Source organism: Pseudomonas paraversuta (assembly GCF_904067025.1).
In the GTDB taxonomy this organism is placed as follows: Bacteria; Pseudomonadota; Gammaproteobacteria; order Pseudomonadales; family Pseudomonadaceae; genus Aquipseudomonas; species Aquipseudomonas paraversuta.
This window is the reverse complement of the sequence record NZ_CAJFDA010000001.1, coordinates 3,121,621-3,137,115: the sequence shown is the minus strand read 5'-3', so window position 1 is coordinate 3,137,115 and position 15,495 is coordinate 3,121,621. Positions and strand designations below refer to the sequence as shown.

General features: G+C 58.7%; 17 protein-coding genes. 7 read left to right on the top strand and 10 right to left on the bottom strand.

Annotated features, from left to right (window positions below; all coding sequences use genetic code 11):
• Window positions 1-124 precede the first annotated feature (124 nt).
• Genes pcp through JQ848_RS14055 form a run of 3 tightly spaced genes read right to left on the bottom strand, consistent with a single transcriptional unit; the run spans window position 125 to window position 2,453 of the window.
• Window positions 125-766, bottom strand: coding sequence for a pyroglutamyl-peptidase I (pcp, locus tag JQ848_RS14065; protein WP_160627924.1), 642 nt, complete (start codon window positions 764-766; stop codon window positions 125-127).
• A gap of 8 nt (window positions 767-774) precedes the next feature.
• A complete protein-coding gene (locus JQ848_RS14060) occupies window positions 775-1,725 on the bottom strand; it encodes a DUF979 domain-containing protein (RefSeq protein ID WP_003442378.1) in 951 nt (316 codons plus the stop codon).
• The gene (locus tag JQ848_RS14055) at window positions 1,722-2,453 is read right to left on the bottom strand and encodes a DUF969 domain-containing protein (RefSeq protein WP_003442379.1); all 732 of its coding nucleotides are present in this window, start codon (window positions 2,451-2,453) and stop codon (window positions 1,722-1,724) included. The genes JQ848_RS14060 and JQ848_RS14055 overlap by 4 nt, the downstream gene beginning before the upstream one ends.
• Window positions 2,454-2,763: 310 nt before the next feature.
• On the opposite strand from JQ848_RS14055, the gene JQ848_RS14050 reads away from it, so the two are divergent.
• Entirely contained in the window at window positions 2,764-3,684 is a 921-nt protein-coding gene (locus JQ848_RS14050) for a LysR family transcriptional regulator (RefSeq protein WP_003442380.1), read from the top strand.
• 108 nt (window positions 3,685-3,792) lie between these two features.
• Entirely contained in the window at window positions 3,793-3,933 is a 141-nt protein-coding gene (locus JQ848_RS14045; RefSeq protein ID WP_156428478.1) for a hypothetical protein, read from the top strand.
• Window positions 3,934-4,007: 74 nt separating this feature from the next.
• Here JQ848_RS14045 and JQ848_RS14040 read toward each other — a convergent pair whose 3' ends face one another.
• Entirely contained in the window at window positions 4,008-5,201 is a 1,194-nt protein-coding gene (locus JQ848_RS14040) for a methionine gamma-lyase (protein ID WP_010657419.1), read from the bottom strand.
• Between the two features lie 124 nt (window positions 5,202-5,325).
• Here JQ848_RS14040 and JQ848_RS14035 point away from each other — a divergent pair, with 124 nt between their 5' ends.
• Complete coding sequence (locus JQ848_RS14035) at window positions 5,326-5,796, top strand: Lrp/AsnC family transcriptional regulator (RefSeq protein ID WP_127196381.1); 471 nt, start codon at window positions 5,326-5,328, stop codon at window positions 5,794-5,796.
• A gap of 112 nt (window positions 5,797-5,908) precedes the next feature.
• Window positions 5,909-6,442, top strand: coding sequence for a DUF3087 family protein (locus JQ848_RS14030; protein ID WP_003442383.1), 534 nt, complete (start codon window positions 5,909-5,911; stop codon window positions 6,440-6,442).
• Between the two features lie 64 nt (window positions 6,443-6,506).
• Here JQ848_RS14030 and ppnN read toward each other — a convergent pair whose 3' ends face one another.
• Entirely contained in the window at window positions 6,507-7,880 is a 1,374-nt protein-coding gene (gene ppnN / locus JQ848_RS14025) for a nucleotide 5'-monophosphate nucleosidase PpnN (protein WP_003442384.1), read from the bottom strand.
• Window positions 7,881-8,177: 297 nt separating this feature from the next.
• Here ppnN and JQ848_RS14020 point away from each other — a divergent pair, with 297 nt between their 5' ends.
• Window positions 8,178-8,498 carry a YbjQ family protein gene (locus JQ848_RS14020; protein ID WP_003442385.1) on the top strand — a complete coding sequence of 107 codons (321 nt, stop codon included), beginning with the start codon at window positions 8,178-8,180 and terminating at the stop codon, window positions 8,496-8,498.
• 52 nt (window positions 8,499-8,550) lie between these two features.
• Here JQ848_RS14020 and JQ848_RS14015 read toward each other — a convergent pair whose 3' ends face one another.
• Both JQ848_RS14015 and csrA read right to left on the bottom strand, forming a co-directional pair.
• Window positions 8,551-9,090 (bottom strand): DUF1269 domain-containing protein, encoded by a 540-nt coding sequence (locus JQ848_RS14015; RefSeq protein WP_003442386.1) that lies wholly within the window; start codon window positions 9,088-9,090, stop codon window positions 8,551-8,553.
• Window positions 9,091-9,374: 284 nt separating this feature from the next.
• Window positions 9,375-9,569: a carbon storage regulator CsrA gene (csrA, locus tag JQ848_RS14010; RefSeq protein ID WP_003442387.1), complete on the bottom strand. Its 195-nt coding sequence runs from the start codon at window positions 9,567-9,569 to the stop codon at window positions 9,375-9,377.
• A 252-nt stretch (window positions 9,570-9,821) separates the two neighbouring features.
• On the opposite strand from csrA, the gene JQ848_RS14005 reads away from it, so the two are divergent.
• Together JQ848_RS14005 and JQ848_RS14000 are read left to right on the top strand one after the other, a co-directional pair.
• The gene (locus JQ848_RS14005) at window positions 9,822-10,178 is read left to right on the top strand and encodes a hypothetical protein (protein ID WP_003442389.1); all 357 of its coding nucleotides are present in this window, start codon (window positions 9,822-9,824) and stop codon (window positions 10,176-10,178) included.
• Window positions 10,179-10,321: 143 nt separating this feature from the next.
• Window positions 10,322-10,942 carry a TetR family transcriptional regulator C-terminal domain-containing protein gene (locus tag JQ848_RS14000; RefSeq protein ID WP_003442391.1) on the top strand — a complete coding sequence of 207 codons (621 nt, stop codon included), beginning with the start codon at window positions 10,322-10,324 and terminating at the stop codon, window positions 10,940-10,942.
• Window positions 10,943-11,019: 77 nt separating this feature from the next.
• On the opposite strand, the gene preA is transcribed toward JQ848_RS14000, so the two are convergent.
• Genes preA through hydA form a run of 3 tightly spaced genes read right to left on the bottom strand, consistent with a single transcriptional unit; the run spans window position 11,020 to window position 15,160 of the window.
• Entirely contained in the window at window positions 11,020-12,294 is a 1,275-nt protein-coding gene (gene preA / locus JQ848_RS13995) for an NAD-dependent dihydropyrimidine dehydrogenase subunit PreA (protein ID WP_003442393.1), read from the bottom strand.
• Entirely contained in the window at window positions 12,295-13,662 is a 1,368-nt protein-coding gene (locus tag JQ848_RS13990) for an NAD(P)-dependent oxidoreductase (protein WP_003442396.1), read from the bottom strand. It lies immediately after the preceding gene.
• A 58-nt stretch (window positions 13,663-13,720) separates the two neighbouring features.
• Window positions 13,721-15,160, bottom strand: a complete 1,440-nt coding sequence (gene hydA / locus JQ848_RS13985) for a dihydropyrimidinase (RefSeq protein ID WP_003442398.1) — start codon at window positions 15,158-15,160, stop codon at window positions 13,721-13,723.
• Between the last annotated feature and the right edge of the window lie 335 nt (window positions 15,161-15,495).

Sequence of the window (15,495 nt, the reverse complement as noted above, 5' to 3'; positions counted from 1 at the left end):
TGCTGCAAGAGGGCGCCGAGCGTGGGGGCTCAATCAAGGGCGGGTGAAATTGCCCTCGCAGGGGGCTGTCATCAAGGCCCCTGGCTGGCTGCCACCCATGACGCCAAGGGCCGGGATTCAGCGATCAGCTCACCTGACCGCCGGTTTCAAGCACATCCTGTTCGGTGTTCAGCGCGCTGATCAGGGCAATCCGCAGCCCTTGAACCACAGTCTCCAGTGCCATGGACGGCACCCCGGACTCCAGGGCCAGTTGCGGCAGCGTGGGGATATGGATAAAGCCACTGCGTACTCCCGAGCCGGCGAGAGCATGCTGCAAGCTATAGAACACCTGATTGCAGACAAAGGTGCCGGCTGTATGGGATACCGAGGCGTCAATGCCGGCAGCCTTGATTGCCCGCACCATGGCCTTGATCGGCAAGGTGCTGAAATACGCTGCAGGCCCTTGCGCCACCACCGGCGTGTCGATCGGTTGCAGGCCCTGGTTGTCGGGGATCCGCGCGTCATTGAGGTTGATTGCCACCCGTTCGACCGACAAGTCTGCACGGCCGCTTGCCAGGCCTACGGCAATCACCATCTCGGGTGCCAGTTGCGCCAGAAACTCGGCAAGCCGGGCTGGCGCCTCGGCGAAGGCGCAGGGCAACAGGCGGGCGACGATGCGCACATCATCGCTGAGCAAAACGCCGTCCAGAAGGCGCACGGCCTCCCAGGACGGGTTGATCGTATCTTGGTCGAACGGTTCAAAACCGGTCAGCAGCACAGTGCGCATGGCGGGCCTCACATCAACAGATAAAGCAGGACGATATTGACCACCAGCATCAGCAGCGCCGTTGGCATCTGGGCCTTGATCACGGCGTATTTGTCCGGCAGCTCCAGCAGGGCGACGGGCACGATGTTGAAGTTGGCTGCCATTGGCGTCATCAGGGTGCCGCAATAGCCGGAAAACATGCCGATCGCCGCCATCACTGCCGGGTTGGCATCGTAGACCCCCACCAGTATTGGCACCCCGACACCGCCGGTCATCACCGGGAATGCAGCAAAGCCGTTACCCATGATCACGGTAAACAGGGCCATGCCCAGCACGTAGACCATCACTGCTACCAGACGGTAGTCCATGTTGATGTAGGCGGTGGTGACGTGGGCGACTGCCGCGCCGACTCCGGCGTCATTGAACAGCAGGCCGAGCATGGCCAGCATTTGCGGCAATACCATGGTCCAGCCCAGGGCTTCGGTCAGACGCCGGGACTCGCGCAAGCCCTGCAGCGGTGTGTCGCGGGTCAGAATGCAAGCCAGTACCAGTGCCACCATGCAGCCGATGCCCAGCGATACGAAGGTAGTGTTCTTCGGGTCGAGCAGCGGTACGCCGCCGATCTGGACGTTTTTGAGCAGCACCGAGCCAATCACCGTTACCAGTGGAATCGACAGCGCCGGGATAAACAGCTTGTGGCCCAGGCGGCCGGCGCTGGCCCGTGCAGCTTTGACGTGCAACTCGGCATGGGCGCCGCGACCGACGCCACCGATGCCGGCAATAACGGCCATCACCAGCACGCCAACCCCGACCACGAACGGCGAAAGCCGGTCACCAATCAGAAATACCATCGCGAACAGTGCCCAGAACAGGCTGCTGGTCCAGCGCTTGGGGTGGGTGCGGTCAGTTGCGATCATGCCCGCGGTGATCAGCAGCAGCGCGCCGGCCAGCCAGTAGAAATACTCGATAGAGATAATCATCGTGCCAGCTCCTTCGCCGCGTCAGCATCGTCTTGAGCGACTTCGGCCATGCTGCGCGACAGCATCAGATCGAAGCGATACAGGCGTAATGCATGGATGATAAAGGCGCAGATGGCGGTGGGGATGCCCCAGAAGGCAATGTGCAGCGGCTCGACATCCAGCCCCGAGCCCAGCAGGAAGGTATGCATCAGGGCGATGGCACCAAAGGCGACAAAAATATCTTCGCCAAAGAACAGGCCGATGTTATCGGTGGCGGCGCACATGGCCAGCACCTTGTGTCGCACCTTGTCCGGCAGCTTTCCGTATTTGTTCTCGGCCGCACCCTCGGCCATGGGGGCCAGCAACGGGCGCACCATTTGCGGATGACCGCCCAGGCTGGTCAGGCCCACCGCGGCGGTGGCTTCACGCAGGAACAGGTACATGATCAGCAGCCGGCCGACGGTTGCCCGCTGAAAGCTGGCGATCCAGTTTTGTGCATGCAGGCGCAAACCGTGGCGCTCCAGCAGGCCGATCACCGCCAGGGGTAATAACAGAATGAGTTGCAGGGCGCGGGTCTGGAGAAAGCCTTCGCCCATCAGGGTAATGATTTTTTCCAGGGGGAAGTGGGCTGCAAGGCCGGTGACGATAGCCGCCGCGCTCACCACCAGCAGTGGATTGAAGCGCAGTATAAAGCCCGCAATGATGACGAACACGCCAATCAGGGGCCACAGGTTTACGACGGTTTGCATGAGGGGGAAATCCCTTAGCTGAATGCCGCAACACCAGGGCAGGCTGGTGCGGGCAAGGCGAAAGCGGTCAGGCACACTTTCGCAAAATCGGTACGCTGCCGGACTCAGCGTGTTTTTTTATTTTTGACGCCCGATGAGGGAGCATCATTGGCCGATATGGTTGGTGGCTTTGAGCTACGCGTCCAGTCAAAAAAAGTTGTCACCCCCGAACAAAAAAGTTTTGCCAATCACCGACTTAAGCCGACTGGATTGAGTTCACGGCAAAGGTTTAGAGTGACGCACTTGTTCCGGTCCGGAGAAAACCCCCTTAATGAACATGCGTTTTCTTCTTACGTTCGTCTGGGTGGCGCGTCTTGGCAGTTTCCGCCTGACCGCAGAGAAACTTTCAACCACCCAGGCGGCGATATCCAGTCGCATATCGGTCCTCGAAACCGAGCTGGGTGTGCAGTTGTTCCTGCGTGACTCGCGTGGGGTGAGCCTGACGCGCGAGGGGCACAAGGTGCTGGGTTACGCCGAAGAAATGCTGGCCACCCAGCAACGCCTGCAGCAGTCCCTGGGCCTGGCCGACAGCTTTGCCGGGCGCTTGCGGATCGGGGTGATGGACACCGTGATTCACAGTTGGCTGAGCGAGTTGATCAGTGCCTTGAGCCGCGATTATCCGCAGGTCGAAGTCGAACTGACGGCCGATACCGCGCTGAACCTGAGTGAGCAATTGCTCAAGGGGCAGCTGGATCTGGTGTTCCAGACCGATCTGCTCCGGGCAGACGGGGTACGCAACGTGCAACTGGCCAGTTACCCGCTGAGCTGGGTCGTGGCCCGTGCTGGCGCGCAGGATCGCAGTTACGCTAGCCTGGCGGATCTGTGTCAGGAACGGTTGCTGACGTTCTCCCGGCATTCCCGGCCCCATCAGGACATGCTCAACTTTCTGCATCAGCACGCCATTGCGGCGCCGAGGGTCAGCTGTATCAACTCGGTGGCGGCCATTATCAAACTGGTAGCCGACGGTTTCGGCATCGGCGCCTTGCCTCCGGTATTGGTCAGCCGTGAATTGCAGAGCGGGGCGATGATCGCCTTGCCGATCGAGGCCGCTCCGGGTTTTTCGGTGTATGCCAGTTGGCGCGCCGGTGCCGGCCTGGAGTTGAACGAGGCGGTGGTTAACCTGAGCCAGGCCGTTGTGGCCGAGTATCAGCGCAGCGTGTCACCGGCCCACTTTGTGTTGCCGCACAACTGATCCGCTTTTATTCGCATTATCTGCGACTGTTATGTGTGCAGTTCGCGGCGCAGAATTGCCCCCAACCTTTCGAGACAGGCAAGGGCGTGAGCCCCGGGCATCACTCCCATGGTGCTGGCAGGTGTTCTGCGCCTGTTTTATTACGAACGTTTGAGGGCAATTGTTATGGGCAAGATGGCATGGTTTTTAGGTGGTTTTTTGGCGTTGACCATCGGCATCGGCATTTTGGCGACGATCCCGCCGGGTTGAGCCGGCATCGGTTCACACCTGTGCACATGCTTACCAAACAACCGCATTTTCTGTAGTCGCTGCCCAGATGCGGTTCAGGCTTGCAGTGCCTGCTCGATATCCGCCAACAAATCGGCAATGTCTTCCAGACCTACCGCCAGTCTCACCAGCCCCTCGGAAATATCATGCCGCTCCCGTTCTTCCAGGGTGTAGGTGGAGTGGGTCATGCTCGCGGGATGCTGCGCCAGCGACTCTGCTCCGCCGAGGCTGACTGCACGGCTGAACAGTTGCAGGGCGTTCATGAACCGCTGGCCCGCGGCAAGGCCACCCTTGAGTTCAAAGGCGATCATGCCCCCCGGCAGTTTCATTTGCCGGGATGCCAGTGCGTGCTGGGGAAAAGAGGGCAGGCCGGGGTAGGCGACCCATTCCACCGCGGGGTGCTCCTGCAAACAAGCGGCGATGACTTGAGCGTTGCTGCAATGGCGGTCCATGCGCAAGGCCAGGGTCTTGAGGCCGCGCATCAATAGATAGGCATCCTGGGGCGACATTACTGCACCCGTGAGGTCCTTGAGGCCTTGCAGGCGGATCCGGTCTGCCAGGGCCTGACTGGTCACGACGATGCCCGCCGTAATGTCACTGTGACCGCTGAGGTATTTGGTGGCCGAATGCACGACCAGGTCGGCACCCAGTTCCAGCGGGCGTTGCAGGTACGGGGTGCAGTAGGTGTTGTCGATGGCGACGACAATGTCCTGGTGCTTGTGGGCAATGTCTGAAACGGCGGCTATATCCACCAGCTTCATGTTGGGGTTGGCCGGTGATTCGAAGTAGATCATGCGCGTTGCCGGGCTGATCGCGGCTTCGAGTTCGATCAGGTCGGACATGTCGACATGCTTGACCTTGACCCCGAATTCGCCGATGCCGTGGTGCAGGAGGGCAAAGGTACAGCCGTATAGCGTGCGGTTGACGATGATTTCATCGCCGGGTCTGAGCAGGGTCCAGAAGGTGGCGGCAATCGCACCCATGCCGGAGCTGAATGCCACACCCGCTTCGCCGTTTTCCAGTGCCGCCATGCGCGACTCCAGCAGGGCCAGGGTCGGGTTGGAAATGCGGGTGTAAAAATGCCCGCTTTGCTCACCGGCAAAACACCCTGCGCCATATTCGACGGTGGGAAAGGCAAAGGTTGAGGTGAGATAAATCGGTGGTATCAGCGCGCCGTTATTCTGCAGTGGATCGTAGCCGTGATGAATCGCGCGGGTAGAAAAACCGAAGTCATTGTTCTTGTCAGTCATGGCGGACTCTCCGATATTTCCTCCGATGCTATGCTTAAAACCAACAATAAAAATTCCATATTGGCCAGCCAAATACAGGTTTATTGGCATAAAAGCCGGTCATGCTGAAACTTGGAGGCAAATTATGCCAATTGCTCTGGATAGAACCGATAAGGCCCTGCTTAGCGCGCTGCAAGGCAATGCGCGCCTGACCATTGCCGAGCTGGCCGAGAAAGTTTCGTTGACCACTTCGCCCTGTTGGCGAAGGGTAAAAGCCCTGGAGGAAAGCGGCCTTATTTGTGGCTATCAAGCGATTCTCTCACCCAGGGAGCTGGGCTACGGGGTGACAGCTTTTGTGAGTCTGATGATGGCTTCGCATTCCAGGGAAACCGCAAGGGATTTTGAGCAGCGCTTGCTGGACATCCCTGAAATTATTGCCTGCCATAACATCTCGGGCCGTTATGACTTCTTGCTCGAAGTGGTGGCCAAAGACCTGGAGTCCTTCGGTGAATTTGCCCGGGAGGTGCTGCAGACCTTGCCCGCGGTAAAGGAAATTTATTCAAGTTTCTCGTTCAAGGCGGTCAAGCCCAATCGCCTCATTCCGATGCAACCTTGACTGCCAATCAGCGCACCCCACGCGTTACGCTGATTGATTCAATCCCCTTGGCTTGTGGACGGGCATAATGCGCCTTGGACTTTCATAATCAGCCAGGAGTTTTGTGACAGTGATGTTTGAAATAAAACCGCTCAGCCCCGAGATCTATCGCCAGAAGACCCGGCGCAGCACCCTGTACATCGCGCTGACCTTTGCTGCATTGGCGCTACTGGTATCCGGGTTGGCAGTGATGCTGCTGGGAGTCGAGGGTGGTGATAATTTCCGTTTGAACCTGGCGGGCGTGATTGTGGCTTTGCTCATCACCATTGCCCTGGTGCGGTTCAACTTCTGGTCGCAGCCCTGGATGGCACCGGCGGTGTATGGCTGGCAGCTCAAACGCAGTCTGATGAAAGTCACCAACGTCATGCACCATGTGACGGCGGGGGTGATGGCTGGCGATGTGACGGCCATGAAGCTGCTGCGCTTCTATCACCTGGGGATTACCCAGATGTACCAGCTGGACGCCAATTCCAGTGCGCTGAGCCAGATGGTTCACGAGATTGATCTGCATAAGGCACGGCTGGAGGCGCTCGGTATCGATACCGAACAGACCCGGCTGGATCCGGCCTGGCTGGAAACGGTCAAAAAATTTGCACCGTTGAAGTAATCCTTTGCCGGGCAAGCCGGGCGCAATGCGCTTTTGCCCGCCCGGCATGCCCCTCAGGACAGGCTCAGCTTACGACGCGATAGCAGGGTACGTACTCCGCGCCACCCGGCAGTTTCATGCGGTGCTGGGCAACGAATGCATGGAGTAGTTTATCCAGCGGTTTCATGATTGCCGGGTCACCATGAATCTCGTACGGGCCATGCTGCTCGATCAAGTGAATGCCTTTCTCCTTCACGTTGCCCGACACAATCCCGGAAAAAGCCTGGCGCAGGTTGATCGCCAGTTCATGGGCCGGCATGTCGCTGCGCAATTGCAGGCTGGCCATATTGGCGTGGGTGGGCTCGAACGGACGCTGGAAGCCCTCATCGATTTTCAATAACCAGTTGAAGTGGAACGCGTCATTGCGCTCGCGGCGGAACATTTTCACCGCCTTGAGCCCCGAGGTCATTTGCCGGGCCACTTCGGCCGGGTTGTCGATGATGATCTGGTAATGGGTCTGTGCCGCCTCGCCGAGGGTGGCGCCGACAAATTCATGCAGCTGCTGCAAATACGGCGCTGCTTCCTTTGGCCCGGTCAGGATGACCGGGAACGGCACATCGCTGTTTTCCGGGTGCATCAGGATACCGAGCAGATACAGGAACTCTTCGGCAGTCCCGGCGCCGCCCGGGAAGATGATCACCCCGTGGCCAACCCGGACGAAGGCTTCAAGGCGTTTTTCGATGTCCGGCAGAATCACCAGTTCGTTGACGATGGGGTTCGGCGCTTCGGCGGCGATGATGCCCGGTTCGGTCAGGCCCAGATAACGGCCACCGGTCAAACGCTGTTTGGCGTGGGAAATCGTGGCCCCTTTCATTGGCCCCTTCATCACGCCCGGGCCGCAGCCGGTGCAGATGTCCAGGCTGCGCAGGCCCAGTTCGTGGCCGACCTTCTTGGTGTACTTGTACTCTTCGGTATTGATCGAGTGACCACCCCAGCACACGACGATCTTGGGTTCTACGCCCGGGCGCAGGGTGCGGGCGTTGCGCAGCAGGTGGAACACATAGTCGGTGATGCCTGCTGAGGTGCTCAGGTCGATGCGCGGGCTGTCCAGGCCGCTTTGGGTGTAGACAATGTCGCGCAGGGCGCTGAACAGCATCTCGCGGGTGCTGGCGATCATTTCGCCATCAACGAATGCATCAGCCGGCGCATTGAGCAGTTCAAGGCGAACGCCACGGTCCTGCTGGTGAATCCGCACCTCGAAATCCTGATAGGCCTCAAGGATGGTTTTAGCGTTGTCGACCTGGGCGCCGGTATTGAGGATCGCCAGCACGCACTGTCGGAACAGGGTGTAACTGCTGCCTGAGCCGACTTCGCTCAATTGCTGAACTTCACGTTGCGAGAGTGTTTCCAGACTGCCTTTCGGGCTGACCGAGGCATTGATGACTTGTCTTTGAACCATTATGGGCTTCCTGTAAGCGGGATCGAAAAGTGGCTTGGCGCAGCTATTGAGTTCATATCAGCCATCTGCATCTGCCGAGCGAGAGGTCCCAACTCTTACGTCTTTAGATTTATTCGCTTTAAGCATAGTAGCCCCGGGTGGGGCCTGTCACAGCTTTGACAACAGTACCACTGCAGGCGGATAAGGCCAGCGCAGCCCTGTTTAGAGCAGTGGGCGCGGCAAAGGTGCGGGGGTTTGAGTTAATCTTTTGCACAATCAGGGATCACCATCCCGCTCGCGAATATTTGAGGAACCGCCATGATCATCACCACCACCAACCGAATAGAAGGCCGCCAGATCACCGAGTACCTGGGAGTGGTCAGTGCCGAGTCGGTACACGGCATCAACGTAGTGCGGGATTTTTTTACCGGGGTGCGGGATTTCTTTGGCGGGCGCTCTCAGACCCTGGAGCGGGCACTGAAAGAAGCGCGTGCCGAGGTCACGGATGAAATTCGCGACAGGGCGCAAGGCTTGCGGGCAGATGCCATTGTCGGGCTGAACTTCGAAATCAGCATGCCTTCAGGGCGTGGCGGGATGCTGGTGGTGTTTGCCACCGGCACGGCAGTGCGCCTGGGCTAGAATCCGGCAGCCATCAAGGCTGCCGAATGGCCGATGCAACCCGAATAAGGGCTTAGACGGTTGTAGTACCCACTGCCGCGGTTTTGGACAGGGCGTCCTGCAGCTTCTGCTCTTGTTCAGGGGACAGCGAGGTGCGCAGGACCTTGCCTTTGAAGTTTGAGTCTTCAAGCTCTTGCAGCACTTTTTCCGGCTGGAATTTGCGCAGCAGCAAAAACAGGGCCGAGGAATCGTTGGGGATGGTTTCGCTCAGGGACTTGATGAACTGGTCATCAATCCCGTAGTCGCTCAACGAACCCGAAAGGGCGCCGGTGCCTGCGCCCAGAGCGCCGCCAATGGCAAAACCGGCCAGCGGGTTGAGGAACAGCAGGCCCACCAGTGCCCCCCAAAGGCCGCCGGTGACCAGGCCAGAAGTAGCCCCGAGAGCGGTAAGGTTGACGCTTTGCTTGATATGGATTTTGCCGTCGGCGTTACGAACCACAATGACCGCATCTTCCAGCTCTACCAGGTGCTCTTTGCTGAGCGAAACCATTTTGGTGAGGGCGCGATCTGCTACTTCGGTATCTGAAAATCCCACTACGATTAAATCGGACATGTCTTTCATTCCTTGACGGTACAGGTCCAGCCCTTTGCCGGGCTGACATTAGGAGGCGCTTTCAGACCTTCATCAGTGCAGTGACTCAGTCTGTATCAGCTTTCTACGCGGACTGAGCGTGGTCGCAAACCTTGGAACGGTCAAGTAGGCAGGAATAATCCAGTACTGAAGCAGGCTTGAACAAGCGAGGGGGAGGGCGTGACGGGTTGCCTCTGAGGTCGTGGATTGAGGAGGGCTGGCCGGGCAGCCCTGACACTCATTCCAAGGGCTGATACCTCGGAGGTTTACGGTTGATCGTTTTTGTCAGAGGCAGACAGACCTGCCTGGATGCGTTGATAAATTTCTTCACGGTGAACAGCGACATCTTTCGGCGCGTTGATGCCGATTCTGACCTGTTGCCCGCTGACTCCTAAAATAGTGATCGTAATATCATCACCAATGTTTATGCTTTCACCAACTTTACGGGTGAGAATCAGCATTTTTTTCTCCTTGAGGGCTTTGTAAGGCACGTCTCTGAGACGGTGCGGCTTCGTTCATGACTACAGAATACTGCTTAGTGCGTATAAATGCGCCGCTCATTACAGACGTCAGCGCCAGGGACTTAATTCCCCACAGGGGAAAAGTTCTCGCGTATGAGCCTTAAATTGGGGCGAATCGGATTTGTTCAAGGTGAGCAATGGTTGGTGCCCCAGTGATAAAATCGATTCACACAAACAGACAGGGGAAACGCAGTGCGTAAAGTCATCGTGATGACAGCAATATTGGCCTTGACGGCTTGCGGTCAGGAGTCTAACGATAAAATCCAGCGGGCTAAAGCAGCTTCTGAAGCTACGGCGGTCCAGGCCCCGGTTGCCCGTTGGGCGCTGGAGATCACCGAGGGCCAGCGCGCAACTATCACCGATACCACGGGAAGGCTTCTTGACAATGGTTTCACTCCTTATATTTATGAGCGTGAGGGCGTGAAGCACTTCCTGGTCGGACCATTCGCCACTGAAGCCCAGGCTCATGAGGCGCAGGAAAAAATGAAACTCAAGCCCAAACTCGATGGCATTGAAACGGACGTGATTGAATTACCCGCCGCGAATTAAACTGCCGCAGTGTCGCGTAGCAGCGTAAGCGTAGCCTTAACAGGCGCTATGCGACGCCTCGGGCGAGAATATTTTGCGTCTGCGGGGGGGCCTGAATTGTCAGGGTGCTCATCGATGAAGCACAAGGACAAGGGCGATAAGCAATGAGCAATCACAAAATTGAAATTCGCCGGGCGAACGTAGAAAAAATCCTTCTCGGCGCCGAGAAGATTTTTGCAGAAAAAGGCTTTGCGGGCGCGGCAATGGCGGACATCGCCGCTGAAGTTCAGCTGCCACGCTCCAACCTGCATTATTACTTCAGCACCAAAACCGAGCTCTATAGTGCAGTGCTGCTGGGCCTGCTCGACGTGTGGAAACAGGATGCGCTGTGTTTCGAGACCTACGACGACCCGCGGCTGGTACTCAGCAGTTATATCCGGGCCAAAATGAACCATTCGCGCACCCGGCCTTACGGCTCGAAAGTCTGGGCCAACGAAATCATCCACGGCGCTCCTTCGCTGGGCCTGGCGCTGGATGCCAGCCTCTATGACTGGGCCAAGATGAAAGAAGCCAAGATCCGGCAATGGGTGGTGGACAAGCGGATTCTGCCGGTGGAGCCCGCCAGCGTGCTGTACATGATCTGGGCCTCAACCCAGCATTACGCCGACTTCGACCATCAGGTAAACATCCTCAACGATCACCAGCCGCTGTCGGACATCCAGTTCGAACGGGCGGTACAGACGGTCACCAGCGTGATCCTGCGCGGGATCGGCCTGGAGCCCTGAGCGGTAGCCGGCTCCCACAGGCTCAGACCTGCAGGAGCGAGCTTGCTCGCGACGGGGTTATCCGCTGGCCCCGTGCTTCAGGATGCCACGTGATACGGATTGCGTGGATCATGGTTCCAGTCCAGGAACGGCAAGCCATTGTCGTGTGGCACCATCTCGATACATGACTCCACCGGGCAGGTGATCTGACACAGATTGCAACCCACGCACTCGTCCTCGATAACCTCATAACGACGGGTACCGTCGGCCAGCTTGACGCTGGAAATGGCCTGGTGCGACGTGTCCTCACAGGCAATGTGGCAGCGCCCGCAACCGATACAGGCATCCTGGTCGATTTTGGCGATCACCTGGTAATTGATATCCAGGTACTTCCAGTCGGTGGTGTTGCCCACAGCGCGCCCGGAGAAATCCTCCAGGCTGGTGTAGCCCTGGCTGTCCATCCAGCGCGACAAGCCATCCTTCATCTCGTCCACAATCCGGAACCCGTGGAGCATCGCTGCGGTACACACCTGCACCGCGCCACAGCCCAGGGCGATGAATTCCGCCGCATCACGCCAGCTGCCGATGCCGCCAATGCCGCAGATCGGCAAGCCCCGGGTTTGTGGATCACGGGCAATTTCGGCCACCATATTCAGGGCTATCGGCTTGACCGCCGAGCCGCAATAGCCGCCGTGGGTGCTCTGGCTGCCGACCATTGGCAGCGCCACCATGCGCTCCAGGTCGACACTGGTGATGGAGTTGATGGTATTGATCAACGACACTGCATCCGCACCGCCGCGGTGGGCGGCCCGGGCGCTGAGTCGCACATCGGTGATGTTGGGCGTCAGCTTGACGATCACCGGCAGCGAGCAATAGGTCTTGCACCAGCGGGTCACCATCTCCACGTACTCGGGCACCTGGCCCACCGCCGCCCCCATTCCCCGCTCAGGCATGCCGTGGGGGCAGCCGAAATTCAGCTCGATACCATCGGCGCCGGTGGCCTCAACCAGCGGCAGGATGTATTTCCACGCCTGCTCCTCGCACGGCACCATCAATGACACGATCAACGCCCGGTCCGGCCAGTCTTTTTTGACCTGGGTAATTTCCCGTAGATTGATCTCCAGAGAGCGATCGGTAATCAACTCGATATTGTTGATACCCATGACTTCGCGGTTAGGCCCGAAGTGGGCTGAATAGCGGGACGACACATTGACCGCCGCCGGGTCTTCACCCAGGGTTTTCCAGACCACGCCGCCCCAGCCCGCTTCATAGGCGCGGACCACGTTATAGGCTTTGTCGGTGGGGGGCGCAGAGGCCAGCCAGAACGGGTTGGGTGCCTTGATACCGGCGAAAACAATCGAGAGATCGGCCATTTACGCTGCCTCCTGGTTAAGCATGAGATGGGCATGAATGGCTTCTGCGGCCAGCTTGCCGTGTTGTACCGCCTGTACGGTCAGATCCTGGCCCAGGGAGGTGCAATCGCCCCCGGCATAGACCCCGGGTACGCTGGTGCGCAGTTGCTCATCCACCTCAATCCGGTCACCCGCACGCTTCAACGCCTGGGCCAGCGGATCGTTCAGCGCGCTTTCATCGAACGTCTGGCCGATGGCCTTGAACACCGCATCTGCCGCCAGCTCAAAGCTTTCACCGGTGCTCACCGGGCGCCCGCCTTCAAGGCGGGTACGGGCAAAGCGCATGCCGCGCACGCGGCCTTGTTCATCCAGCAGCAATTCCTGTGGCTGGGCCCAGGTCATCAGCCGCACCTGATTGGCCTTGGCAATGTCTTGCTCGTGCCCGGTGGCGCCCATGTCCTCAAGGCCTCGGCGGTACACCAGATTGACCTCGCGAGCACCAAGACGGGCCATTTGCACCGCCATATCGATGGCCGTATTGCCCGCGCCCAGCACGATGCAGCGATCGGCCAGGGGCAGTTGCGTCAGGTCGTCGCTCTGGCGCAGTTCACGGATGTAGTCGGTGGCGGCCAGCAGGCCGGGCGCGTCTTCGTCGGGCAGGCCCAACTGGCGACTGGCTGCCAGGCCGATGGCCAGAAACACCGAATCGAACTGCAGATGCAGCTCGCTCAGACTGAGATTGCTGCCCAGTCGCTGGCCATGGCGCACCTCGATGCCACCGATTTGCAGCACGAAATCCACCTCGCGCTGGGCAAAGTCGTCCACCAGCTTGTATTTGGCGATTCCGTATTCATTGAGGCCGCCGGCTTTCTCGCTGGCTTCGAAGATCACCACTTCATGCCCGAGCAGGGCCAGGCGATGGGCACAGGCCAGGCCGGCGGGGCCCGCCCCGACTACGGCGATACGCTTGCCGGTGGGCGCTGCCCGGGTGAACGGGTATTCGCTGAACTGCGCATTGTCCACCGCATACCGCTGGAGCAAGCCGATCAAGACCGGGGCGCATTCCTGGTCGTTATTACGCACGCAGGCCTGCTGGCACAGCACCTCGGTCGGACAGACCCGGGCGCAACTGCCGCCCAGGATGTTGGCCGAGAGGATCTTGTGCGCGGCGCCCTGGACATTCTCCTGCTGGATATTGCGAATGAACGACGGGATATCGATATCGCTGGGGCACGCATTGACACACGGGGCGTCATAGCAATACAGGCAGCGCGAGCTTTCCAGCACGGCCTGTCGGGCGTTCAGGGGCGGTGCCAGATCAGTGAAATGACTGGCCAGCGCCACCGCATCCTGGTGGGAATGCGGCAAATGGTTCAGGGACTTGATCACGTTGGTTGCCTCACGGTTGTGGGGATCGTCTGCCTCTGTCGGGCAGTGGTTTTTATAGTCAGCGCTTTACGGCAACGGGCATGTGCTGCTCCGCGCGTTTTTTCAGCAGGTCGAACACCGCGGGGTAGGCCGCACGTTCGATATAGCGACCGGCGCCGCGCACCGCCCGCAGATCGCCATTGGCCCATACCAGGCGGCCCTGGCTGATGGTATGGCTGGGGACACCGCGCACGGTCTTGCCTTCAAAGATGTTGAAGTCGACTTTTTGATGGTGGGTTTTGGCGGAAATGGTGCGCGTGCCCTGGGGGTCCCACAGCACCAGATCGGCGTCGGCGCCGACCCGGATCGTGCCTTTGCGCGGGTACAGATTGAAAATCTTCGCGGTGTTGGTGGAGGTCAGTGCGACGAACTCCTGCATGGAAAGGCGCCCGGTGTTCACGCCTTCATCCCAGAGCACCGCCATGCGGTCTTCGATGCCGGCCGTGCCGTTGGGAATCAGGCTGAAATCATCACGTCCGGCGGCTTTTTGCTCGGCGCAGAAGCAACAGTGATCGGTGGCCGTGGTGTGCAGATTGCCGGACTGCAAGCCATGCCAAAGCGCCTCCTGATGCCCGCGAGGACGGAAGGGCGGGCTCATCACGTAGCCGGCCGCGGTCTGCCAGTCGGGGTTCTGGTACACGCTTTCATCCAGCAGCAAATGGCCAGCCAATACTTCGCCATACACCGGCTGGCCCTGACTGCGGGCGTAGGTGATTTCATCCAGCGCTTCACGGGTCGAGACATGCACCATGTACAGCGGCGTACCGATGGTCTGCGCGATGCGGATCGCCCGGCTGGCTGCTTCGCCCTCCACCTGGGAGGGGCGCGACAGCGGATGGGCCTCGGGCCCGGTCATGCCCTGGGCCATGAGCTTGCGTTGCAAGTGATACACCAGCTCGCCATTTTCGGCATGCACGGTGGGCACCGCACCCAGTTCCAGGCAGCGCTCGAAGCTGGCGACCAGGGTGTCGTCGGTGGCCATGATCGCGTTTTTGTAAGCCATGAAATGTTTGAAGCTGTTGATCCCGTGGTGGCTGACCAGCTCGGCCATTTCTTCGCGCACCTGCTCGCTCCACCAGGTAATCGCCACGTGGAAGCCGTAATCCGAAGCCGATTTTTCAGCCCAGCCGCGCCATTGATGAAAGGCCTCCAGCAAGGACTGCTGAGGGTTGGGAATCACAAAGTCGATAATTGAAGTTGTGCCACCGGCCAGACCGGCAGCAGTACCACTGAAAAAGTCTTCGCTGGACACAGTTCCCATAAAGGGTAATTGCATATGGGTGTGCGGATCGATACCGCCGGGAAGTAAATATTGACCGCTGCCATCGAGCACTTCGCAGCCGGCCGGAACATCAAGATCAGTTCCAATTGCGCGGACTAGACCGTCAGCGCAATAAACATCAGCACAATAACTTTCATCATGGGTCACAAGCGTAGCGCCACGGATTAACAGTGACATACCGAGTTCCTCGCAGGCAGACCGGCTATAACCGGTTCTAAGTGTTGTTATTACGACCGCTGTACAGGATCGGTTCCTGTCACTGGTGTCAGGAATGAAATCTAGAGTGTTGTTGCTAAATGATCAAACTTTATTTTTAAAGCACTTATATTTATATAACCAACTGATTTATATAGATTTTTAATTTAAATCACCAAAATAGTGCACGGCATCACCATTTTGACGCACTTGACAGGATTCAAATATAGGCGAAGTTTCTTATGCTAAATCAGGCGCTTGAGGCCCTGAGCGAACGGGAGCTTAAAGCGGAAAATAAATAAGCGTGCACCGAGTTG